General features: G+C 41.1%; 20 protein-coding genes, 1 tRNA gene, 3 pseudogenes and 1 other annotated feature. Of the genes and pseudogenes, 21 read left to right on the top strand and 3 right to left on the bottom strand.

All coding sequences use genetic code 11. From position 1 onward, the window contains the following. From SCRDD08_RS11910 to SCRDD08_RS05550, 6 genes and pseudogenes are all read left to right on the top strand, one after another. Nucleotides 1-691, top strand: a 691-nt coding sequence (locus SCRDD08_RS11910) for a ferrochelatase (protein WP_231089339.1), incomplete at its 5' end; no start/stop codon positions are given. A 96-nt stretch (nt 692-787) separates the two neighbouring features. Further along, entirely contained in the window at nt 788-2623 is a 1836-nt protein-coding gene (gene uvrC / locus SCRDD08_RS05530) for an excinuclease ABC subunit UvrC (RefSeq protein WP_061422774.1), read from the top strand. A gap of 321 nt (nt 2624-2944) precedes the next feature. Then, nucleotides 2945-3550: a nitroreductase family protein gene (locus tag SCRDD08_RS05535; protein WP_061422775.1), complete on the top strand. Its 606-nt coding sequence runs from the start codon at nt 2945-2947 to the stop codon at nt 3548-3550. Nucleotides 3551-3625: 75 nt separating this feature from the next. Then, a pseudogene (gene pepV, locus SCRDD08_RS05540) lies at nt 3626-5027 on the top strand (dipeptidase PepV). A gap of 55 nt (nt 5028-5082) precedes the next feature. Next, nucleotides 5083-5667, top strand: coding sequence for a uracil-DNA glycosylase family protein (locus SCRDD08_RS05545; RefSeq protein WP_061423272.1), 585 nt, complete (start codon nt 5083-5085; stop codon nt 5665-5667). 12 nt (nt 5668-5679) lie between these two features. Continuing rightward, complete coding sequence (locus tag SCRDD08_RS05550) at nt 5680-6168, top strand: prolyl-tRNA synthetase associated domain-containing protein (RefSeq protein ID WP_061422776.1); 489 nt, start codon at nt 5680-5682, stop codon at nt 6166-6168. Between the two features lie 157 nt (nt 6169-6325). Here the strand turns inward: SCRDD08_RS05550 and SCRDD08_RS05555 are convergent, their stop codons facing one another. After that, nucleotides 6326-6745: a DUF6556 family protein gene (locus tag SCRDD08_RS05555; RefSeq protein WP_061422777.1), complete on the bottom strand. Its 420-nt coding sequence runs from the start codon at nt 6743-6745 to the stop codon at nt 6326-6328. A 172-nt stretch (nt 6746-6917) separates the two neighbouring features. Then, a complete protein-coding gene (gene ppdK, locus SCRDD08_RS05560) occupies nt 6918-9545 on the bottom strand; it encodes a pyruvate, phosphate dikinase (RefSeq protein WP_061422778.1) in 2628 nt (875 codons plus the stop codon). Between the two features lie 183 nt (nt 9546-9728). On the opposite strand from ppdK, the gene SCRDD08_RS05565 reads away from it, so the two are divergent. From SCRDD08_RS05565 to SCRDD08_RS05620, 12 genes and pseudogenes are all read left to right on the top strand, one after another. Beyond that, a complete protein-coding gene (locus SCRDD08_RS05565; protein ID WP_061422779.1) occupies nt 9729-10364 on the top strand; it encodes a CBS domain-containing protein in 636 nt (211 codons plus the stop codon). Nucleotides 10365-10369: 5 nt separating this feature from the next. After that, complete coding sequence (locus SCRDD08_RS05570) at nt 10370-11200, top strand: pyruvate, water dikinase regulatory protein (RefSeq protein WP_061422780.1); 831 nt, start codon at nt 10370-10372, stop codon at nt 11198-11200. Nucleotides 11201-11320: 120 nt separating this feature from the next. Continuing rightward, entirely contained in the window at nt 11321-12463 is a 1143-nt protein-coding gene (locus SCRDD08_RS05575; protein ID WP_061422781.1) for a cysteine desulfurase family protein, read from the top strand. 3 nt (nt 12464-12466) lie between these two features. Beyond that, a pseudogene (gene thiI, locus SCRDD08_RS05580) lies at nt 12467-13680 on the top strand (tRNA uracil 4-sulfurtransferase ThiI). 76 nt (nt 13681-13756) lie between these two features. After that, nucleotides 13757-14350 (top strand): hypothetical protein, encoded by a 594-nt coding sequence (locus tag SCRDD08_RS05585; protein WP_061422782.1) that lies wholly within the window; start codon nt 13757-13759, stop codon nt 14348-14350. A 91-nt stretch (nt 14351-14441) separates the two neighbouring features. Next, nucleotides 14442-14529: a sequence feature (ribosomal protein L21 leader region), on the top strand. A gap of 35 nt (nt 14530-14564) precedes the next feature. Next, the gene (gene rplU, locus SCRDD08_RS05590; protein ID WP_005591928.1) at nt 14565-14879 is read left to right on the top strand and encodes a 50S ribosomal protein L21; all 315 of its coding nucleotides are present in this window, start codon (nt 14565-14567) and stop codon (nt 14877-14879) included. A 15-nt stretch (nt 14880-14894) separates the two neighbouring features. Continuing rightward, complete coding sequence (locus SCRDD08_RS05595) at nt 14895-15239, top strand: ribosomal-processing cysteine protease Prp (protein WP_005590407.1); 345 nt, start codon at nt 14895-14897, stop codon at nt 15237-15239. A 17-nt stretch (nt 15240-15256) separates the two neighbouring features. Continuing rightward, entirely contained in the window at nt 15257-15550 is a 294-nt protein-coding gene (rpmA, locus tag SCRDD08_RS05600) for a 50S ribosomal protein L27 (RefSeq protein WP_005590406.1), read from the top strand. Nucleotides 15551-15711: 161 nt separating this feature from the next. Next, nucleotides 15712-17694, top strand: a complete 1983-nt coding sequence (locus SCRDD08_RS05605) for an NACHT domain-containing protein (protein WP_061422783.1) — start codon at nt 15712-15714, stop codon at nt 17692-17694. Nucleotides 17695-17797: 103 nt separating this feature from the next. Further along, the gene (locus SCRDD08_RS05610; protein WP_061422784.1) at nt 17798-18103 is read left to right on the top strand and encodes a rhodanese-like domain-containing protein; all 306 of its coding nucleotides are present in this window, start codon (nt 17798-17800) and stop codon (nt 18101-18103) included. Between the two features lie 17 nt (nt 18104-18120). Further along, a complete protein-coding gene (locus SCRDD08_RS05615; RefSeq protein ID WP_061422785.1) occupies nt 18121-19773 on the top strand; it encodes an FAD-dependent oxidoreductase in 1653 nt (550 codons plus the stop codon). Beyond that, nucleotides 19770-20063, top strand: coding sequence for a rhodanese-like domain-containing protein (locus SCRDD08_RS05620; RefSeq protein WP_061422786.1), 294 nt, complete (start codon nt 19770-19772; stop codon nt 20061-20063). The genes SCRDD08_RS05615 and SCRDD08_RS05620 overlap by 4 nt, the downstream gene beginning before the upstream one ends. A 49-nt stretch (nt 20064-20112) precedes the next feature. Here SCRDD08_RS05620 and SCRDD08_RS05625 read toward each other — a convergent pair whose 3' ends face one another. Then, nucleotides 20113-20367, bottom strand: coding sequence for a metal-sensitive transcriptional regulator (locus tag SCRDD08_RS05625; protein ID WP_015605027.1), 255 nt, complete (start codon nt 20365-20367; stop codon nt 20113-20115). Between the two features lie 269 nt (nt 20368-20636). On the opposite strand from SCRDD08_RS05625, the gene SCRDD08_RS05630 reads away from it, so the two are divergent. From SCRDD08_RS05630 to SCRDD08_RS11915, 3 genes and pseudogenes are all read left to right on the top strand, one after another. Beyond that, a complete protein-coding gene (locus SCRDD08_RS05630; protein WP_061422787.1) occupies nt 20637-22601 on the top strand; it encodes a peptide ABC transporter substrate-binding protein in 1965 nt (654 codons plus the stop codon). Between the two features lie 124 nt (nt 22602-22725). Next, nucleotides 22726-22797 (top strand) — tRNA-Arg (locus SCRDD08_RS05635). Between the two features lie 57 nt (nt 22798-22854). Continuing rightward, nucleotides 22855-22922 (top strand): annotated as a pseudogene (locus SCRDD08_RS11915) (NUDIX hydrolase); the annotation flags it as partial.

A 22922-nucleotide genomic window follows, 5' to 3' on the forward strand; every position in this document is an offset into this window, starting at 1 on the left:
ATGGTATCAGGCTGAGGACTTGCTTCGCTTTTGGGAGGAAGAAATCAGGAAAATTCTGCAAACACAAGTCAAAGATGAAAGTTTTAAGGTCATCTTCTCAGCTCACAGTGTGCCAGTTTTAGCCCTTGATTTTGAAGATCCATATATTGATCAGATTATTGAAAACTCACAGTTGATTGCACATCGGCTAGGCCTTGCTCCATCTGACTATACCAATACTTGGCAGAGCGAAAGCGATATTGGCTTGCCGTGGATCAAGCCAGATGTCTTAGAATATCTCCGAGATCAAACGAACCACCCGCAACATTATATCTTTGTCCCAATCAGTTTCATCAGCGAACATATCGAGGTACTGTTTGATAATGATGTGGAGTGTCAGGAATTGTGCCAAGAACTCGGTGTGGTTTATCATCGTCCACCAATGCCGAACACAGACTCCCGTTTGATTGATGCATTATTAGCAACTATTCGTCAGCATGAAACAGAAGAGCTTCGATACATGCATCCAGAAGAAACAACCTTTGACGAATTGGCTCCTTCAGAAGAAAGTAATCAAATCTTAAGCGAAACAGAAGAACTTCAAATGCCTGAATTTGTCAAAAAGTTAATAGAGAAAAAGGGCAGAGAAAATGTCAAAATGCCTTATTTCATAAAGAAAATGTTAGAAAAAAGAGCGCGAGAAACAAAGTAAGTCTAAGATCTACCAACCTAGAAATAAACATTTGTAACAGTGCATGTTCTAGGAAAATGAAAAATTTCTATTGAAAAGATAGGGTTTTGGGAAAATATGTCTACAAACAAGCTAATTCAAACCAAGCTGGAACTGTTGCCGACCAGTCCCGGTTGTTACATTCACAAGGACAAAAACGGTACTATTATCTATGTCGGCAAAGCCAAGAATCTCCGCAATCGGGTTCGTTCTTATTTCCGTGGTAGCCACGATACTAAGACGGAGGCTCTGGTTTCCGAGATTGAGGATTTTGAGTTTATTGTTACTGAGTCTAATATTGAGGCCTTGCTCCTAGAAATCAATCTAATCAAGGAAAATAAGCCCAAGTACAATATCATGCTCAAGGACGATAAGTCCTATCCTTTTATTAAGATTACCAACGAAGTCTATCCGCGTCTGATCATCACGCGCCAAGTTAAAAAGGATGGTGGGCTTTATTTTGGCCCCTACCCAGATGTCGGTGCAGCCAATGAAATCAAACGCCTGCTCGATCGCATTTTTACATTCAAAAAATGTACCAATCCACCTGCGAAAGTCTGTTTTTATTATCACTTGGGGCAATGTGAAGCCCATACGATTTGCAAGCGGGATAGCCAGTATTTCAAGAATATGGCTCAGGAAGTGTCGGATTTTCTCAAGGGACAGGACGATAAGATTATCGATGAGCTACGTGAGAAGATGAATAAAACAGCTGCAGCCATGGAGTTTGAACGGGCGGCCGAATACCGTGACCTGATTCAAGCTATTGGAACCTTGCGTACTAAGCAGCGGGTTATGGCTAAGGATTTGCAGAATCGTGATGTTTTTGGTTACTATGTGGATAAGGGCTGGATGTGTGTGCAGGTCTTCTTTGTGCGCCAGGGCAAGTTGATTGAGCGTGATGTCAATCTATTCCCTTATTACAATGATCCCGACGAAGATTTCCTGACCTATATTGGCCAGTTTTACCAAGAAAAGTCCCATCTCAAGCCCAATGAAATCTTAATTCCAGCAGACATTGACGAAGAAGCCGTCCGAGCAATTGTGGATACGAAAGTAGTCAAGCCTCAGCGAGGCGAGAAGAAACAGCTGGTCAATCTGGCTATTAAGAATGCTCGGGTCAGCCTCCAGCAGAAATTTGATCTTTTGGAGAAATCCGTTGAGAAAACGCAGGGCGCTATCGAAAATCTAGGGAAGCTCCTGAATATTCCGACACCCGTTCGGATTGAGTCTTTCGATAACTCCAACATCATGGGGACTAGTCCCGTATCGGCTATGGTGGTCTTTGTCAATGGTAAGCCTAGCAAGAAGGATTACCGCAAATATAAGATTAAGACTGTGGTAGGGCCGGACGACTACGCCAGTATGCGAGAAGTTATCAAGCGTCGCTATAGTCGGGTGATTCGTGACGGGCTGACGCCACCAGATCTGATTGTTATTGACGGTGGACAGGGTCAGGTCAATATTGCTAAAGAAGTTATCCAGAACCAGTTGGGGCTGGATATTCCTATCGCTGGACTGCAAAAAAATGACAAGCACCAGACCCATGAATTGCTCTTTGGCGATCCTCTTCGAGTCGTAGAACTGTCCCGTAATTCTCAGGAATTTTTCCTCCTCCAGCGCATCCAAGATGAGGTCCACCGCTTTGCCATTACCTTCCACCGCCAGCTTCGCTCTAAGAATTCCTTCTCATCGCAACTCGATGGCATCGAAGGTTTGGGGCCAAAACGTAAGCAAAATCTCATGAAACATTTCAAATCACTGACCAAGATTAAAGAAGCCAGTGTCGATGAAATCGTCGAAGTGGGCGTACCGCGAGCGGTGGCAGAAGCTGTGCAGGCAAAACTCAATCAAACAGAGCCATCCCGACCTTTGTTAGAAGTGGCGGAGCCTTTGGTAAGGTTAGATAGTTAATATATAAAGCAAGACCGTGTAAACGGTCTTTTGTGGCATAATGGGAAAGAAGCGAACCAAAATAGAGAGTTAACCATGATACCTATAGAAAAATCAAATCCGTCTGAAGTTGAAAAAATTTGCTTTATTGCGTGAAGATTTTACAAATAGGAATGTAACAATGACACAATTTGAAGACAAATTTATGGAAGTTCAGGCTAGTATGATTTCACTAGCAATGGAATAGGAAAATATGGCTGCACAACTTCGTGAAAAACCTCTGCAAGCTCTTTCAATTTGTGGTAAAATAAGAGTAACAGAAATTAGAAAAGGAAACCAATTATGAAATTTCTTGAATTAAACAAAAAGCGTCATGCGACTAAGCATTTCAATGATAAACCGGTAGATCCTAAGGATGTCCGTACAGCTATTGAGATTGCGACCTTGGCACCAAGTGCTCATAATAGTCAGCCGTGGAAGTTTGTAGTAGTGCGTGAGCGAAATGAAGCTTTAGCGGGTATTACCTTTGGCTCTAACCAAGAGCAAATCAAGGAAGCTCCAGTGACAATTGCCCTCTTTACAGATACGGATTTGGCTAAGCGGGCACGCAAGATCGCGCGTGTCGCTGGGGTAAGAAATTTTTCTGATGAGCAGCTGCAATTTTATATGCAAAATTTGCCAGCTGAGTTTGCTCGCTATAATGACCAACAAAAGAGTGATTATTTGGTCCTTAATGCTGGCTTAGTAGCTATGAACCTTGTTTTGGCCTTGACTGACCAAGGTATTGGTTCAAATATCATCCTGGGATTTGATAAATCAAAAGTTAACGAAGTTTTGGAGATTGATGAGCGTTTCCGTCCAGAACTCTTGATTACTGTTGGTTATACAGATGACAAGCTAGAGCCTAGCTATCGTTTACCAGTTGACGAGATTATCGAAAAGCGTTAATAAAGTAAGATTTTGATGGTTTGATTTAATTCAAAATATTTATTTTAAATCAAAGTGTTTTATAGAGGTGAGAAAATGACAATTGATTTTAAAGCAGAAGTTGAAAAACGTAGAGAAGCTCTGTTGGCGGACTTGTTCAGCCTTTTAGAAATTAATTCAGAGCGGGATGACTCAAAGGCAGACAAGGAGCATCCTTTTGGACCTGGTCCTGTAAAGGCCTTGCATAAGTTCTTGGAAATTGCTGAACGTGATGGTTATCCGACTCAAAATGTGGACAATTATGCTGGTCACTTTACTTTTGGTCAAGGAGAAGAAGAACTGGGGATCTTTGCCCATATGGATGTGGTACCTGCTGGAAGTGGTTGGGATACAGACCCTTATACACCGACGATTAAGGATGGCTGTCTCTATGCTCGTGGTTCTAGTGATGACAAGGGACCAACTATGGCATGTTACTACGGTTTGAAAATCATCAAGGAATTGGGCTTGCCTGTTTCTAAGCGCGTGCGCTTTGTAATGGGGACAGATGAAGAGTCTGGCTGGAAAGATATGGAGTACTACTTTGCTCATGTAGGCCTGCCTGAGCCTGATTTCGGCTTCTCGCCAGACGCTGAGTTCCCGATTATCAATGGTGAAAAAAGGAAATATTACAGAGTACCTGCATTTTGCTGGTGAAAATGCTGGCGCAGCACGCCTGCATAGCTTTACTGGCGGTTTGCGGGAGAACATGGTACCTGAGTCTGGTACAGCTGTCTTGTCAGGTCACTTGCCAAATCTAGTTGATACATTGAATCAGTTTGCTAAGGAAAATGGGCTAGACTTTACTTATGAAGAACTAGCTGGTGGCCAAGTCACTGTGACCATTATCGGTAAGTCTGCGCACGGTGCTTCTCCTCAGTCTGGTGTCAATGGTGCAACTTATTTGGCCAAATTCCTAACGCAATTTGACTTTGCGGGTCCTGCTAAGGATTATCTAGATGTGGCTGGAAATATTCTTCTAAATGACCATGAGGGTAAGAACTTAAAGATCGCTCATGTGGATGAGAAGATGGGAGCTCTGTCAATGAATGCGGGCGTTTTCCGTTTTGACGAAAGCAAGGTGGACAATACAATTGCCCTCAATATTCGCTATCCTAAGGGAACTAGTCCAGAAGCTATTCAGAATGTGTTGGAGCAGCTGCCAGTTACCAAAGTGACCTTGTCTGAGCATGGCCATACTCCTCACTATGTACCGATGGAAGATCCGCTGGTACAGACCTTGCTGGCTGTTTATGAAAAACAAACTGGACTGAAAGGTCATGAGCAAGTTATCGGTGGTGGTACCTTTGGACGCCTCTTGAAACGTGGTGTTGCTTATGGAGCTATGTTCCCAGATTATATCGATACTATGCACCAAGCCAATGAATTTATTGATGTTGAAGATCTATTCCGTGCAGCTGCTATCTATGCGGAAGCTATCTACGAATTGATCAAATAAGATAAGAACTCATTTGGCTATGTCAGGTGAGTTTCTTTTCAAGGAAGGAAATATGATGCGGACAATAGAAGATATTACCAAGGCTATTATAGCTGACCCACAGAATCAAACTTTCACAGAGCAGGGCGTTAAGCCACTCTTTGCAGCGCCTAAGAATGCTCGGATTAATATTGTCGGTCAAGCGCCAGGCCTGAAAACCCAGCAGGCGGGGCTTTACTGGAAGGACAAGAGTGGTGACCGACTGAGAGAGTGGCTGGGTGTTGATGAGGAAACTTTCTATCAGTCTGGATATTTTGCGGTTCTACCCATGGATTTTTATTTCCCAGGGCATGGTAAGTCTGGAGATTTACCGCCTCGCAAGGGCTTTGCTGAGAAATGGCATCAGCCGATTTTAGAGCTCCTACCAGATATTGAGTTGACTATCTTGATTGGCCAGTATGCTCAAAAATATTATCTGCATCAAAAAGGTACTGTCAAGCTGACCGAGACGGTTCAGCATTATCAAGACTATCTGCCAGACTTTTTTCCCTTGGTACACCCATCACCCCGAAATCAAATCTGGATGGCGAAAAATCCTTGGTTTGAGGCAGAAGTAGTGCCAGAATTGCAAGCATTGGTACAAAAGGTTATTCATCAATAAAGGAGGAAAACTATGGATGCTTATCAACAAGTGGCTAATAAGTTGCAAGAGTTGGGGATCCCCTTTGATGTGGTGGAGCATCCACCTGCATTTACCACAGAGCAAGCCGACTCCTATATCGAAGGAATCGAAGGCGTTCGGACTAAGACTATGTTTTTGACCAATAAGAAGAAAACTCAATATTATCTGCTGATTATGGATGACCAAAAGAGTCTAGATATGGACTTGTTTAAAGACTTGGTCTCAGCCAACCGCATCCGCATGGCTTCAGCGGATTCCCTCTATGAAAAAATGCAGCTGCCACCAGGAACGGTATCACCTTTTGGTTTGTTAAATAATGAAGAAAAAGATATTCAAGTTTATTTTGATAAGGACATTGTATCAGAGGATATCATGACTTTTCATCCCAATACCAATGAAAAGACGATTTTTGTCGCGACCCGAGATCTTTTTAAGTTCTTGACTCATCTGGGCTATGATTATCAAATTTTGGAACTTTGATTTCTGGAAAAACTGTGAGGCTTCTTGGACTCACAGCTTTTTTGGTTCCAAAAATCAGGGAAATACCAAGAATTTTTCTCAAATGGTAAAAGAAGGCTGGCAACAGAAAAAAGCCTGAGTAAAATTCAGGCTTTCTTGGATAGATTGAATAGAGTTTTTAGTTGGATGCTTGAGTGCTGGACTCTGTTGTTGTATGCTGGTCTTGGCTTGTCGAACTGCTATCAGTGGAAGGAGTTGTATGGCTCGTATTCGTTTCTGCGCTTGAGGAGCTTGATGATGTTTCGGTCTCAGTAGCAGCAGAAGTTTCTGTTGGAGTCGAGCTAACAGATGTAGACTCTTTTTCTACCTCTTTGATGATGGTAGTAGTTGTTGTCGAGTTGCCTGTATCAGTTTTTGATTTTGAGTCATTGTTGTTCATAAGGTTCATGATGGTAAAGCAAGCAATGACGATTGAAAGAAGACTGGCAATTGTAGCAATAGTCTTTTGTAGGGCGGAAAAGCCAGTTTTGATATGCTGACTAGCTGGTTTTCGATTTGAAGTGCTGTTATTTTTTTCTTTGCGAGAATAGTTTTCCATGTAAAAGTCGCTCCTTTTCGTTCTTAATTTATTATACGTCTTTTATTTAGAAAAGTCTTCCAAAAATCTGAATTTTTTAAATGAAAACGCACACAAAAGAATGAAGAACAACAGCTCTAAAAGGCGGAGAGATAAGCCTCTTAGAGCTGTTTGTTTTATCAAAATGTTAGAGTTAGTTTGGAGTTGTTTCAGAGTTAAGGGCAGCTTGGGCCACAGCTAGCCGAGCTGCTGGGACTCGATAAGGGGAGCAGGAGACATAAGTGACTCCGATTTCTTGTAAGAAAGGAATGGAAGCTGGATCACCGCCAACTTCGCCACAAACTCCGATGGACAAGGTTGGATCTACTTGGCGAGCTTTTTCAATGGCCAATTTCATCAATCGGCCGACACCTTCTTGGTCAAGGCTTTGGAAGGGATCCTGCGTCAGCAACTTTTTTTCTTTATAATCATTGAGGAATTTTCCGATATCGTCTCTTGAAAAACCAAAAGTCATCTGGGTTAAGTCATTGGTTCCAAAACTGAAGAAGTCGGCTTCCTGAGCCAACTGATCAGCAATGAAGCAGGCTCTTGGCAGTTCGATCATGGTACCAATGTCATATGGGAATGGAGGGCATTGATACTTTTTGAAAATCCATTCGATATGCTTGATGAGCAACTCTTTGAGATAGATAAGCTCTGATTTTGTAGCAATCAACGGAATCATAATTTCAGGACGGACTGGATTTCCTTCTTGCTGCAGTCGAATGGCGCTGCTAAAGATAGCTTCTATTTGCATCTTATAGATATCTGGCAAGGTAATTCCCAAGCGACAGCCGCGATGGCCAAGCATAGGATTTGTTTCTTGCAATTGCGTGATTTTTCTTTCTAGTTGACTAGCTTTTTTATTGAGCTTTTCAGCCAGCAGGGCAATTTCTAGATGGTCTTTCGGGAGAAATTCGTGCATAGGAGGATCCAGTAGACGGACAATCATGGGTTTTTCACCAACAGTCTGGAACATCTGATAGAAGTCTTCTGCTTGGTAATCAAGGAGATGGGCAAGTGCCTCCCGTCTTTCTATCTCGTTTTCGGCCAGAATTAATTTCCTCATTTGCAGGATTCTTTCCTCACCGAAAAACATATGCTCGGTTCTTGCTAGTCCAATACCTTGCGCTCCGAAGCTAATAGCGGTTTGCAAATCTTGAATCGTTTCAGCATTGGCGCGGACTGTAAGTTTAGCTATTTCATCAGCCCAAGTCAGCAAGAGCTGCAGATCCTGATCATTTTCTACAGAGACCGTCGGGATTTGACCCAGATAAAGAAAACCAGTCCGACCATCTACGGATAGAATATCTCCTTCATTGAGCAAGATATCTCGGCACTGGATGGTCTTGCTATCCTCTTGGACAAGTAGATCTCCACATCCTGCGACACAGCAGGTTCCCATCCCTCGGGCGACAACTGCCGCGTGTGAGGTCATTCCACCTTGGCTAGTGACGATTGCTTGGCTGACAATCATTCCTTCTATGTCTTCGGGAGAAGTTTCTTGGCGGACCAGCACAACTTTTTCGCCAGCTTCATGTAGTTCTTTGGCTCGCTTGGCAGTAAAGACAATTTTTCCTGTTGCAGCACCGGGACTGGCTGGCAATCCTTGCGCTAAAATTGTCGCTTGCTGGAGCTTATTTTCATCAAAGACTGGGTGAATCAGCTGATTGATATGAGCCGGGCTAATCCGACGAATGGCCTCGCACTTGTCTATCTTGCCTTCTTCTACTAATTGCAGAGCGATTTTCAAAGCAGCCTTGACTGTTCGCTTACCATTACGGGTTTGCAGGATATAGAGCTTGCCCTTTTCGATTGTAAATTCGATATCTTGCATATCTTTATAGTGATCTTCAAGGATGCGGGCATATTCTTGAAAAGCAGCATAGGCTTCTGGCATCTTTTCTTGCAGATGTTGAATGGGTTCGGGCGTACGGATACCAGCCACGACATCCTCTCCTTGGGCATTTAAAAGAAATTCGCCAAAGAGGCCCTTTTGACCTGTTGCTGGATTTCGAGTGAAGACCACTCCAGTTCCGCTTTCTTGATCAAAGTTGCCAAAGACCATGACTTGAATATTAACAGCGGTTCCCAAATCTTCTGGAATCTGATTGAGCTTGCGATAGACTTGGGCGCGTGGGTTATTCCAAGAGCGGAAAACAGCTTTGATGGCAGCGAAGAGTTGTTCCTTAGGATTTTGAGGAAAAGTCTGATAATGCTCGCGATACAGCTGCTTGTACTGATCGATAAGAGCTTGGTGCTCTTCCAAACTAAAGTCGTTGGCAGTTTTACCAGCATTCTTCTCAAAATAGGAGAGCAACTGATCGAAGTCTTCTTTTGGAATTTGGAAAACGACATCTGCATACATCTGGAGCAGCCTGCGATAGCAATTATAGGCAAAAGCCATATTGGTTTTGGAAGCCAAGGTTTGGGTTCGCAGGTCATTCAGTCCCAAGTTTAAAATCGTATCCATCATGCCAGGCATAGAAAACTTGGCGCCGCTGCGAACAGAGACTAGCAGTTGCTCCTCTTCATTTCCTGAGAAGCATTGGCCGGTTTTTTGCTCCAGTTCAGAAATAGCCTGCAAAATATTCTCTCTTAAATTTTCTTCAAAAAAGGAGGGCTTATTTAAAAAACGCATACAGGCTTCCGTCGTAATGGTGAATCCCAGCGGAACTGGTAATCCTAAATTGGTCATTTCAGCTAAATTGGCACCTTTGCCACCCAAAAGAGCATTTTGCTCGGCTCGTCCTTCCTCAAAGGAATAAATCCATTTCGTCATATCTTACCTCCAAATAGACAAAAATGCGTCATATATATCTTGCTTATATTCTAATATACATCACATATATTTGTCAAAGGAAAAAATCGTTATATTTCATTGATATAAGATAAAAATATGATATAATATGACGAAAAAGATGAAAAATAGAGTATTCTATCTCTAAAAAGGAGACATATTGCATTGGAATTATCAGCACGCCAAAAGCAGATTGTTGACATTGTCAAGAAAGAGCAGCCAGTCAGCGGAGAAAAGATTTCAGAACTGATGGAGATTTCTAGAGCAACTTTACGCTCAGACCTGTCCTTTTTGACGCTGGTTGGCATTTTAAAAGCGACGCCAAAGGTTGGCTATACTTATTCAGGAAATGATTTAGAGACCTTATTTTTCTTTGACACTTTTCGCAAGAAAGCGGAAGATATTATGGTTTCTCCAGTTTTGGTGCCTCAAGACACTTCCATACAGGATGCGGTGATAAGGCTCTTTATGTATGACGCGGATGTTCTTTATGTCATTGATGAAAAGAAGTTACTCTTAGGAATTGTCTCGCGCAAGGATTTACTACGAGCGGCTTTATCCAGTAGTATCGGAACAACGCCTATTGCAGTTTGTATGACGCGGATGCCTCATCTTAGAACCTGCCATAAGGATATGAATATACTGGAAGTGGCCGCTCTTTTGCAGGATTTTGCCATTGACTCTCTGCCGGTGGTAGAGAAAGATAATGAGCGCAAGATTTTAGGAACGGTGACTAAGACAGCTCTGCTGGACTATATCATTCAGGAAGCGCGCCAAGCGGAAGTAAAGAGACAGGAGTAGTGACAATGAAGAAAGAGATTATTGTATATAGCATTTCGGATTCTTTAGGAGGAACCTCGCAGCGACTCTTGTCAGCTGTAAGTGCGCAGTATCCAGATTTGACATTTAACAATAGCTACCGTTTTCCTTTTATAGATAAGGAGCAAGAATTGCTGGAAATTTTGCAAGATGCTTTAAAAGATGATGCCTTGGTCATCAGTACCTTGGTAAATGGAGAATTAGCTAGACTAGCTAGAGAATTTAGCCAAAACCACAAGCTGGCCTACATTGATCTCATGCACCCTTTCTTTGAAATCATAGGAGAAAAGACTGGGATTAGCCCGATTGAGATACCAGGAACTTTGCACCGTTTGGATACGGAATATTTTAATAAAATATCAGCGATTGAGTTTGCAGTAAAATATGATGATGGAAAATCTCCGCAAGGATTTTTGGAGTCGGATCTAGTTCTACTAGGAGTTTCACGGACTTCAAAAACTCCTCTCAGCATTTTTTTGGCCAATAAGGGCTACAAAGTTTCCAATTTGCCTTTGATTCCAGAAGTTCCGCTTCCTCAAGTTTTAGACAAGGTGGACAAGCGTAGGATCGTCGGTCTGGTCTGTGAGCCAGAAAAATTAGTCAAAATTCGTAGCAACCGCCTCAATTCGCTGGGGCTGTCCCACTCGACCAGTTACACAGATTTGGAGAAGATTTATCAGGAATTAGACTATTCCAAAGAAGTCTTTAGAAAATATCAGACGGAGGTCATCAATATTACGGATAAATCAATTGAAGAGACAGCCTTCTTGATTGAAGATTATTTAAAAAAATTAGATATGATTGGCGAGGCAAAGTAATCGTCTTCAGGGCCGGTTCCTAAATTTATCAGGTAGGAACTGCGCCCTTTTCTTGTTCCTAGGCTCGTTTCGTGTTACAATAGGAGTATTGATTTTTACTGATAAATACAGAGGAAAAAGATGATTTATTTAGATAATTCAGCGACAACCAAGCCCTATCCAGAGGCGTTGGCGACTTATACAGAAGTGGCTTCTAAAATCTGGGGTAATCCTTCTAGCCTGCATATTTTGGGCAGCCAGGCGACCCGTCTCTTAGAAGCCTCTCGTCGGCAAATAGCAGAGCTTTTAGGCAAGTCTTCATCGGAGATTTTTTTTACGTCTGGAGGAACAGAAGGGGACAACTGGGTACTTAAGGGAGTTGCTTTTGAAAAGATTCCTTTTGGCAAACACATCATTGTATCTAACATCGAGCATCCAGCGGTTAAAGAATCAGCCCTCTGGTTGCAGAGTCAGGGATTTGAAATAGATTTTGCGCCAGTAGATAAGGCAGGTTTTGTTGAGGTAGACAAGCTAGCGGAGCTGATTCGACCAGACACCACTCTGATCTCTATCATGGCTGTCAATAACGAAATCGGCAGTATTCAGCCTATCCAGAAGATATCTGAACTGCTAGCAGATAAGCCAACTATTTCCTTTCATGTGGACGCTGTACAGGCTGTCACGAAGATTCCAACAGCTGCTTATCTGACGGATCGCGTGGATTTTGCGACATTTTCCAGTCATAAATTTCACGGTGTCCGGGGCGTAGGATTTGTCTATATCAAGTCTGGCAAGAAAATCAGCCCGCTCTTGAATGGTGGCGGCCAGGAGTCGGATAAGCGCTCCACAACAGAAAATTTAGCCGGTATTGCAGCCACAGCCAAGGCTCTGCGATTGTCCATGGAAAAGCAAGAAGTATTTGCCCAGCGGACGTCTCAGATGAAGAAGATTCTCCTTGAAGAACTGCAGAAGTATCCAGATGTGGTGGTCTTCTCAGGCTTGGAAGATTTTGCGCCTCATATCCTGACCCTTGGTATCAAGGGAGTACGAGGTGAAGTCGTCGTCCATGCATTTGAAGACTACGAGATCTATATCTCGACTACCAGTGCTTGCTCTTCTAAGGCTGGAAAGCCAGCGGGAACTTTAATCGCTATGGGCGTCGAAAAGTCTCTGGCTCAAACTGCTGTCCGTATCAGTTTAGATCTTGACAACAATATGAGCCAGATGGAGCAGTTTTTAACAACTTTTAAAATTATTTACGAAAAAACCAGAAAAGTAAGGTAAACAATGCAATATTCAGAAATTATGGTCCGCTACGGTGAGCTGTCTACTAAGGGCAAGAACCGCATGCGCTTTATCAACAAACTCAAACGCAATATCCAGGCTGTTTTGTCAGTCTATCCGCAGGTCCATGTCAAGGCTGACCGTGACCGGACCCATGTTTATCTGCATGGAACAGACTATCAGCCGGTCGCTGAATCGCTCAAGCAGATTTTTGGGATTCAGAATTTCTCGCCGTCTTACAAAATCGAAAAGTCTGTACCAGCCCTAATCGAAGCTGTCCAAACCATCATGAAGGAAGTCTATCAAGAAGGTATGACCTTTAAGATTTCCAGCAAACGCAGTGATCACAGCTTTGAATTGGATAGCCGCGAGCTCAATCAGACATTGGGGGATGCTGTTTTTGAGGCCATTCCAAATGTTCAGGTCAAAATGAAAGCGCCAGATATTGATCTTCGCGTTGAGATTCGTGAAGAAGCGGCTTATATCTCTTATGAGACGATTCGTGGTGCTGGGGGACTACCAGTCGGCACTTCAGGAAAGGGTATGCTCATGCTGTCTGGCGGCATTGACTCACCAGTGGCGGGCTATCTGGCTCTCAAGCGCGGTGTGGATATCGAGGCGGTTCACTTTGCTAGTCCGCCTTACACCAGTCCAGGTGCTTTGAAAAAAGCTCAAGATTTGACAAGAAAATTGACTAAGTTTGGCGGCAATATCCAGTTTATCGAAGTGCCTTTTACAGAGATTCAGGAGGAAATCAAGGCCAAGGCTCCAGAAGCCTACCTGATGACATTGACCCGTCGCTTTATGATGCGTATTACAGACCGAATTCGGGAGGAACGGGGGCTCAAGTCATTATCAATGGAGAAAGTCTAGGTCAGGTGGCCAGTCAAACCATCGAGAGTATGCAGGCTATCAATGCCGTAACCAATACACCGGTTATCCGTCCTGTTGTGACTATGGATAAGCTGGAAATCATCGATATTGCAGAAAAAATCGATACTTTCCAAATCTCTATCCAGCCATTTGAAGACTGCTGTACTATATTTGCTCCAGATCGGCCTAAAACTAATCCAAAAATCAAGAATACAGAGCAGTACGAAGCTCGTTTAGATGTTGAAGGTTTGGTAGAGCGTGCCGTTGCAGGCATCATGATTACAGAAATCAGACCACAAGCAGAGACTGATGAAGTTGACGAGCTGATTGAGGACTTGTTATAAGAGTTTACGGAGTATCTTTTTGCTAAAAGAATCTGGAAGCTATTTCCATTGATACTGAAGATAAAAGGGAATATTTATGAACGAGTGGGATTATTTCTTGAGTGGGCTCATGCGGGCATTGTCTTGGAAAGATGGACAAGATAATGCTTTGATTGGTGGGGAACCAAGTTGGACTTATTTATTAGGACTTGGTATTCACTTTTTGGTTATCATAGGATTTTTGGGAGTTATCCTATTTGGATTCTACAAAAACAAGGTTCAAGCAGGTTCATGGAAGGGGGCTTTCAAAAACTCTTGGGCTTATCTATTTAGGAATGGACGTGTCAACGGTGTTCTTGGCCTTGTACTTGGCTTACCCATGATTTTCCTTGTAATCCCCTTTTATGCTGGATACCGCATTAGCAATGGTGTTTGGCGATACCATTATTTTACAAATCAAGAAACAGTAACTAAGATGGCCGTACTTTCTGAGATAGATACTTATGTTGGAACTAGAAAGTCTGGTTATTCCAGTGTCACCTTAACGATTAACACTGGAACTGGCAAGCGTACAGTCAACATTGCAAACTCCAGTCAAAGTTTAGCTCGAAACTTAAAATCGGAACTAAAGACACCTGCTATAGTTGATGTAGAAATAAATAACAAAGGACAGATTGTATTTATTCATTAAAAATTTAATAAACGTGAAAATCCGTTTTCATTAAATAAAATTACTTGCAAAAGGTTAGTAGAAGTGCTATACTAAGAATGTTGACTATGCACGGCCTGTGCAACCGCTCGAACATCGTTGCTCACATAGTGAGTATAAAGTGGTTCGTCCCACGATGCTAGGCGAGTCTTCACAAAAATACGGGGAAACCCCAAAAAATCATAGGAGGTGCATAATGAGCACATACGCAATCATTAAAACTGGCGGAAAACAAGTTAAAGTTGAAGTTGGTCAAGCTATCTACGTTGAAAAATTGGATGTTGAAGCTGGTCAAGAAGTGACTTTTAACGAAGTTGTTCTTGTTGGTGGTGATAAAACTGTTGTCGGAACTCCACTTGTTTCTGGAGCTACTGTAGTTGGAACTGTTGAAAAACAAGGAAAACAAAAGAAAGTCGTTACTTTCAAATACAAACCTAAAAAAGGTAGCCACCGCAAACAAGGTCACCGTCAACCTTACACTAAAGTTGTCATCAACGCAATCAACGCTTAATTTACAGGAGAACACATGATACAGGCAGTCTTTGAGAAAGCCGAAGATGGCGAGCTGAGGAGTGCAGAAATTACTGGACACGCCGGAAGTGGCGAATACGGCTTTGATGTCGTGTGTGCATCGGTTTCTACGCTTGCCATAAATTTCATCAATTCAATTGAAAAATTTGCAGGCTACGAACCAATCCTAGAATTAAACGAAGAAGAAGGCGGATATTTACGAGTAGAGATCCCTATGGATATTCCGCCGCATCAGAGAGAAATGACTCAGCTTTTCTTTGAATCATTTTTCTTGGGAATGGCAAACTTATCGGAGAACTCTTCTGAGTTCGTCCAAACCAGAGTTATCACAGAAAACTAACACGGAGGAAAAACACTATGTTAAAAATGAATCTTGCAAGCTTGCAACTTTTCGCCCACAAAAAAGGTGGAGGTTCAACGTCAAACGGACGTGATTCACAAGCAAAACGTCTTGGAGCTAAAGCAGCTGACGGACAAACTGTAACTGGAGGATCTATCCTTTATCGTCAACGCGGTACACACATCTACCCAGGTGTTAACGTTGGCCGCGGTGGAGATGATACATTGTTCGCAAAAGTTGAAGGCGTAGTACGCTTTGAACGTAAAGGTCGCGATAAGAAACAAGTATCAGTTTACCCAATTGCGAAATAATTCATTATTGATAAAAATCCCTGTCTCAAGATTGGGATTTTTATTTTTGGAAAAAATGGAATCGTTTCCTTTTGTGAAATCATTTTAAAAGAAATTGTTGCTACATGCAATGTTTTTTTTGTATAATAGAGTTGTTATAAGGATATTATAAGGAGGGCAATATGGGATTTCTGGGTTTAGCTATTTCAGCTTTGTTAAATAATACGTTGATTCAATTAAAAGATGAATTGGTGGACTTTGGTGTAGATAATTGGGAAAAATTTGAAACTGGATTTAATAAAAGTTTTACTTCCTATTTTGAGGGTTCATTTAAGAGAGTGAAGAATATTCCGTTTGTGTTAAGCGGTACAAATAATATCGATTTGCTTTCTATTTTCCAGCCCACTTATTTAAAATCAGAAATAAGTCATGTGAGATGTTATACTGCTGATTTAGATAATATTTTACAAGAATCGGATAATGCTTGGATTTATGGATATGGTGGCATTGGTAAATCAACCATGCTGAAGTACTTTTTTCTTAAGGAGATTGAAAAAGCTACGAGTAATAATAATCAAAGAATTCCCATTTATATTGAATTGAGGAAATATAATTTTGATTCGAAGAAAAGAAGGGAATTTTTAAATTTTATATATGAAGAAGCTAAAGTATTAGGGTTTGATTTAGAATTTAAGTATTTTGAATATATGGCCAAAACAGGGCGTTTTATTTTTCTTTTGGATGCTTTTGATGAAATAGCTTCAAATAATATGGAACAAGCGGCGACAGAGATAGAAGAATTAGCCACTAAATATTCTAATAATCCAATCCTTGTGACTAGCCGAAAATTGCTTTTTAATCATATAAATAATGCTTCTTTATTTCATCCCTACCAAACGAATGGCTTGAGTAAAGGCGAAGCGATAGCATTAATAAAGCGTATCAGTAGATTGCCTAAATCAGAGCCAAGAGAAGAGGTGTTTGAACGATTTATCAAGAGTTTAGAAGAAAAGTTATATGATGAATATCAATCATTTGCAGAAAACCCTATATTGCTTTTCTTGATGCTACAAATGTTTGAAAGAAATGCAAATTTTCCGACTGAAAAAGCTACATTTATCAAAGATTCTTACCGACTGCTATATAAAGAACATGATCATTCAAAATTAGTTGCTCTGAGTACAGAATTTAAGACCGACTTATCTGAGTCTACTATGATGCGAGTGATTTCTTATTTCTGTTTTCTCACTTATTTTGAAAATAATGGAAAGAAATCAGAGTTTACAGAAAGTGAGATTCTTTCTTTGCTAGATAGGGTATTAAAAGAAGAAGGCAAATCTTCAACAAGAGCTGAAGATTTGCTTGCTGATTTGATAACCCGTCTATGTATCATACATAAAGAAGGACGATCTTACTATTTTGTCCATAATATTTTCCAAGAACTTTACGCGGCAAACTACTTATATGAGTTGTATGATGAAAGCCAAGAACAATTTTTTAAAGATAATTTTCTTGCTGAAGATATGAATGATCGTTTGATTGAAACTACTATAGATTATTATGCTGAATTAGATAAAGAATTTAATAAGAAAAAGTTAAACTACAATCTCTTTCTGCCTGTTTTAGAAGAATTAAAACGTAGAAATGAAGGAAGAGATCCACTGAAGTTCTATGCTAAGAACTATAAATTAAGGATTGATGAGGATGGGAGAGGAGATTTTGATGAGTGGACCCCAATTCTTCCATATAATAGTTTAGTATTTTATTTGTATAATAATTTTTTCAAGGATATTCAAGGGAAGCTTATAGAGCTTCCTAAGAATTTAGTAATTGAAAAATTATATTTACGTACAAATTTTTCACAAAATATAGATATTAATTCATCAGTAGGACTAGAGTTTCGTGAATACATATATAGAGAGTTGTATAAATTAAAGTCAATATCAATAAAGAAATTGCTCCTGTTTATAAAAAAGCAGCCAATCAGAGAGTTTAAAATTTCTTTTGATCCTGATAGCATTTTGAAGAATCCAGAGCTGTATCAAATTTTAATTAAAAGTACTGCTTATGAGGAAATTAAGGCCATCGAGGACTGGGTAACAAAGACAAGAACCGAAAAAGAAGCGGATAAAAGAAAAATTCCAGTTTTAAATTTTAAAAAATAAATCGGCAAAATCTGCTGATTTATTTAGTTTTGAAATCCTTTCCTTGACATTTTCTCTTCTTAGTGTTTCAATATACCCTATAGGGGTATAAAGGAGAAAAAATATGTTTCATTTTTTTACAAAAATAGATAGTATTTCAACGGATGAGTTGGAGAAGCGGTTGAAGTCCAATATCCAACTAATTGATGTACGGACACCATCCGAATTTCGTAGAGGACATATCAAAGTGGCCCAGAATGTTCCTTTGAGCCAAATTGGGCAATTTGCTCCAGCTAAAAAGGAGACGATTTACGTTATTTGCCATTCAGGCATGCGGAGCAAGATGGCAGCGAAAAAGCTGAAGAAAAAGGGCTATGATGTTGTCAATGTCCGCGGTGGTATGAGCGCTTGGACAGGGAAAACCATTTAAGTAGAAGGGGTTAAACAATGAAAATTATTATCGTTGGTGGAGTTGCAGGCGGTATGTCTGCAGCAACACGTTTAAGACGGCTGATGGAAGATGCTGAAATTGTGATTTTTGAAAAAGGTCCTTTTGTATCTTTTGCGAACTGCGGTCTGCCTTATTATATTTCTGGTGAAATTGCGGAGCGAGACGCTCTCTTGGTTCAAACGCCTGAAAGTCTCAAGGCACGCTTTAACTTGGATGTGCGACCTTTTCATGAGGTGGTGAAGATTTCGCCTGAAGATCATACAGTAACGGTGGCTCATGACGGTTCAGAGTTCACAGAGCAGTATGATAAGCTGATTCTTTCACCGGGAGCGAAGCCTTTTATTCCTGAGATTGAAGGACTTTCAGAAGCAACTAATGTATTCACTTTGCGCAATGTCCCAGACTTGGATCAGATCATGTTAGCCTTGGATGAAGAGCCTCAAGAGGCTGTTGTCATCGGTGCTGGATTTATCGGTCTGGAAACGGCTGAAAATCTGCGCAAGCGTGGCTTGAATGTGACAATCGTAGAAAAAGCGCCGCATGTTTTGCCACCACTTGATGAGGAAATGGCAGCTTTTGTCCAAGCAGAATTAGTCGATAAGGGAGTGAAGGTCATCACCTCCCAGTCAGCTACTTGCTTCGAAGAAAATGGCAAAGTGATTGTCTTGGAAAATGGACAAAAATTGGCTTCAGATGTGACCATTCTCTCTGTCGGAGTCCAGCCTGAAAATAGCTTGGCTAAGGCAGCAGGCATTGAGACAGGTCTTCGTGGGGGCATCTTGGTCGACGAGCATTATGAAACAAGCCAGAAAGATATTTTTGCAGTCGGCGATGCTATCCTTGTCAAGCAGGAAATCACTGGTGAAGATGCCCTGATTGCTCTAGCTTCGCCTGCTAATCGACAAGGACGTCAGGTGGCAGATGTGCTTGCTGGCTTGGAGCGGAAGAATAAGGGAAGCATTGGTACGGCTATTGTGCGTATCTTTGACATGACAGCCGCTTCCACAGGCCTGAACGAGCGTTTCCTTCAGCAAAATCAGCTGCCTTATCAAGCGATTCATGTCAGCGGTAAGGATCATGCAGGCTACTATCCAGGTGCGACTGACTTGACCTTGAAATTGCTCTTTGAGCCAAAAACTGGAAAAATCTATGGTGCTCAAGGTGTGGGTAAAAAAGGCGTTGACAAGCGGATTGATATTTTGGCGACAGCTATCAAGGGCAATCTCACGATTTTTGATTTGCCAGAGCTGGAGTTCACCTATGCACCACCTTTTGGCTCAGCCAAGGATCCGGTCAATATGCTTGGCTATGCAGCTATGAATCTAGCGGAAGGCTTGAGTGAAAATATCCAATGGCACCAGCTGGAAGACGAGTTGGCAAGCGGGAAAGTCTTTTTAGATGTTCGGACGCTCAATGAGTTTAAGCAAGGACGCCTAAAGGCGGACAAGACAGTCCATATTCCTCTGAATGAACTCAGAGAACGCTTGGATGAGCTGGATAAAGAAGCAGAATATATCGTGAGCTGCCACAGCGGTCTACGCAGCTATATTGCCGAGCGAATCTTAAAACAAGCAGGATTTGCAGTGAAAAATCTAGACGGAGCTTATGCTTTGTATAAAAAGGTAAAACCAGAAGGAGTAGAAAAATGAAAACTATATCAGCGGCTGACTTAGAAAAGCAGTATCAATCTGAACAATTGGCCATCGTAGATGTGCGCGAAAGACATGAATTTCAAGCGGGTCATATCCCAAATGCTGGAAATCTTCCGCTTAGTGAGTTGGAAACTGGCTATAAAAAGCTGGATCCTGACTACAAATACTATGTCATTTGCCAAGGAGGTGCGCGTTCAGCGACTGCTTGCCAATTTCTTGCCATGCAGGGCTTCGATGTGACCAACGTATCAGGTGGCATGAACGCTTGGTCTGGAGAGACGGAATAAAAGAAAAAAGGATTTAAGTCGTTACTTGAATCCTTTTTTCCTCGTCTTCTTATTTTCGATTTACCAGAAAATGAATAGCTTTCTCTATTCTTTCCCTTTGTTTTTTCGGATCATCAGATGGATTTTCTAGGCAATCCGTTAAATTCTCAGTGATAACCATCTCAATAACACGGTCAACGCTGGAGCGGACGGCTAATAACTGTGTGAGAATATCTGAACATTCCCTGTCCTCTTCAATCATTTTTTGAATGCCTCTTAACTGTCCCTCGGAGCGCTTGAGGCGGGTAATATAATTAGAATTCACGGTGATTTCCTCGTTTGCTTACATTGAGTTTATTATATGCTTAATCTGTATATTTGTCAATTGTATCGGTTGGAGGCTGTTTTCAGAAATTTTCCATAATCACTCTCTGATTCTTCTATTTACTTTTCATTATAATTTTGGTATAATAGTTTATGTTATAAAATATAACATGGAAATTGGACTAAGATTAATATTGGATCAAATAAAGGAACAGCTTTATTTTTACTTCTCTTATTCTTAGGCTTCTCTCGATTTTTGGAGGTGTATTTATGAAAGTATCAAAAATGCTTTTAGCTACTGGGGTGGTACTCAGTGCAGGAGTACTCTTGTCAGCTTGTGGCAAATCTTCATCCAGCACAACCACATATTCTTATGTTTATGCCAGCGATCCAGACAGCTTGAACTACCTGACCACTAACCGTGCAACTACATCAGACGTTATTACAAACCTTGTGGATGGTCTTTTGGAAAATGATGAATATGGAAATCTAGTTCCTTCTCTTGCAGAATCATGGACAGTTTCTCAAGACGGCCTGACTTACACATATAAGCTTCGTAAGGATGCTAAGTGGTTCAATGTTGATGGCGAAGAAGTCGCAAGTGTGAAAGCTCAAGACTTTGTGACTGGACTTAAATATGTGGCTGACCAGAAGTCTGAAGCCCTTTACCTGATTCAAGACTCGATTAGTGGCTTGGATGCCTATGTCAAAGGCGACGAAAAAGACTTTTCAAAAGTCGGAGTGAAGGCAGTAGATGATTATACTGTTCAATACACGCTGACACGCCCAGAGCCTTATTGGAACTCTAAAACGACGAATAATATCTTGTTCCCTGTCAATGAAGAATTTTTGAAGTCTAAAGGAAAAGATTTTGGTTCTGTTGATCCATCAAGTATTCTTTACAACGGTCCTTTCCTTTTGAAATCTTTGACCTCTAAATCGTCTATGGAATTCGTTAAGAATCCAAATTATTACGATAAAGACAAGGTCAGTCTAGAACATGTCAAATTAACCTACTATGATGGATCAGACCAAGAATCTTTAATTCGCAACTTCAGTGATGGTGCTTATAGTGGTGCCCGTCTCTATCCGAATACTTCAGGATTTGCGGCAGTTAAGAAGAAATATGCGGACAATATCCTTTATAGCCCACAGGATGCGACCTCATATTACTTTAATTTCAACTTCAACCGTCAATCATACAATCACACTTCCAAAACAAGTGATGATCAAAAGAATGCAACAAAAGAAGCAGTTTTAAATAAGGACTTCCGTCAGGCCGTCAATTTTGCCCTTGACCGGACTTCTTATGGTGCGCAAAGTAATGGTAAAGATGGAGCTACCAAGCTGTTGAGAAATACGCTTGTTCCTCCAACATTTGTTCAAATTGGTGATCAAACATTTGGCCAAGTTGTTGCTTCTAAATTAGTGAATTATGGTGCAGAATGGGCGAATATCGACCTGACAGATGCTCAAGATGCTTATTATAATCCAGAAAAAGCCAAGGCAAGATTTGCTAAAGCTAAGGAAGCTTTAGAGTCTAAGGGAGTTCAATTCCCAATTCATTTGGACCTTCCTGTAGACCAGGCTGACAAGGTGAGTATCCAATGGGCAAGTTCAGTAAAACAATCAATTGAATCAACCTTGGGTGCAGAAAATGTAGTGATTGACCTGCAGAAGATTAGTGTGGATGATTTGAACAACATCACCTATTTTGCAAATACTGCAGCTCAAAAGGACTATGACTTCTATACAGGAGGCTGGTCAGCTGACTATCAAGACCCATCTACCTACTTAGATACTCTAAATGTCAATAATGGCGCTAGCTTGCAAAACTTTGGTTTTGAGCCAGGTCAAGATATGGACAAGATGAAAGAGTTGGGCTTGGACACTTATACTAAGATGTTGGAAGAAGCAAATGCTGAAACGACAGATGTGAAAGTTCGCTATGAAAAATATGCGGATGCACAAGCTTGGTTGCTTGATAGTGGGATTATCATGCCGACCATTTCAGGAGGCGGTAGTCCTTCTGTAAGTAAGTCCAAACCTTTCAGTCGTGCCTATTCACTCGTTGGAATCAAGGGATCTGGCTTCAACTTTAAATATACGAAGCTCAGAAGTGAGATTGTAACGACCAAAGAATATGAAGAAGCTAAGAAGAAATGGCAAGAAAAAACGTTGGAATCTAACAAAAAAGCCCAAGAAGAACTAGCGGATCATATTGAAAAGAAATAAGAAATTAAAAAGATTAACTTTCAAAGAAAGTTAATCTTTTTGATTTGATCTACATTAAGAATTTTATAAAAGGAGCTATTTAGGCTTGTTTTTTTGTGAAAAATTAGTTATAATAAATAAGTTGCCACCCTTAGTGTAATGGATATCACGTAAGATTCCGGTTCTTGAGATGGGAGTTCGATTCTCTCAGGGTGGATGACTAAAGCTTGGACTCGTGAGAGTCCTTTTTTGTTTTCTAAGAGAGGAGACAGCTATGGTGGTGAAGTTAATCGCTCATACCTTGATTGAGAAAGACGGAAAGTATCTGCTGATCAAACGCTC

Origin of the sequence: Streptococcus cristatus, from assembly GCF_001578775.1 — a bacterium.
Lineage (GTDB): Bacteria > Bacillota > Bacilli > Lactobacillales > Streptococcaceae > Streptococcus > Streptococcus cristatus_A.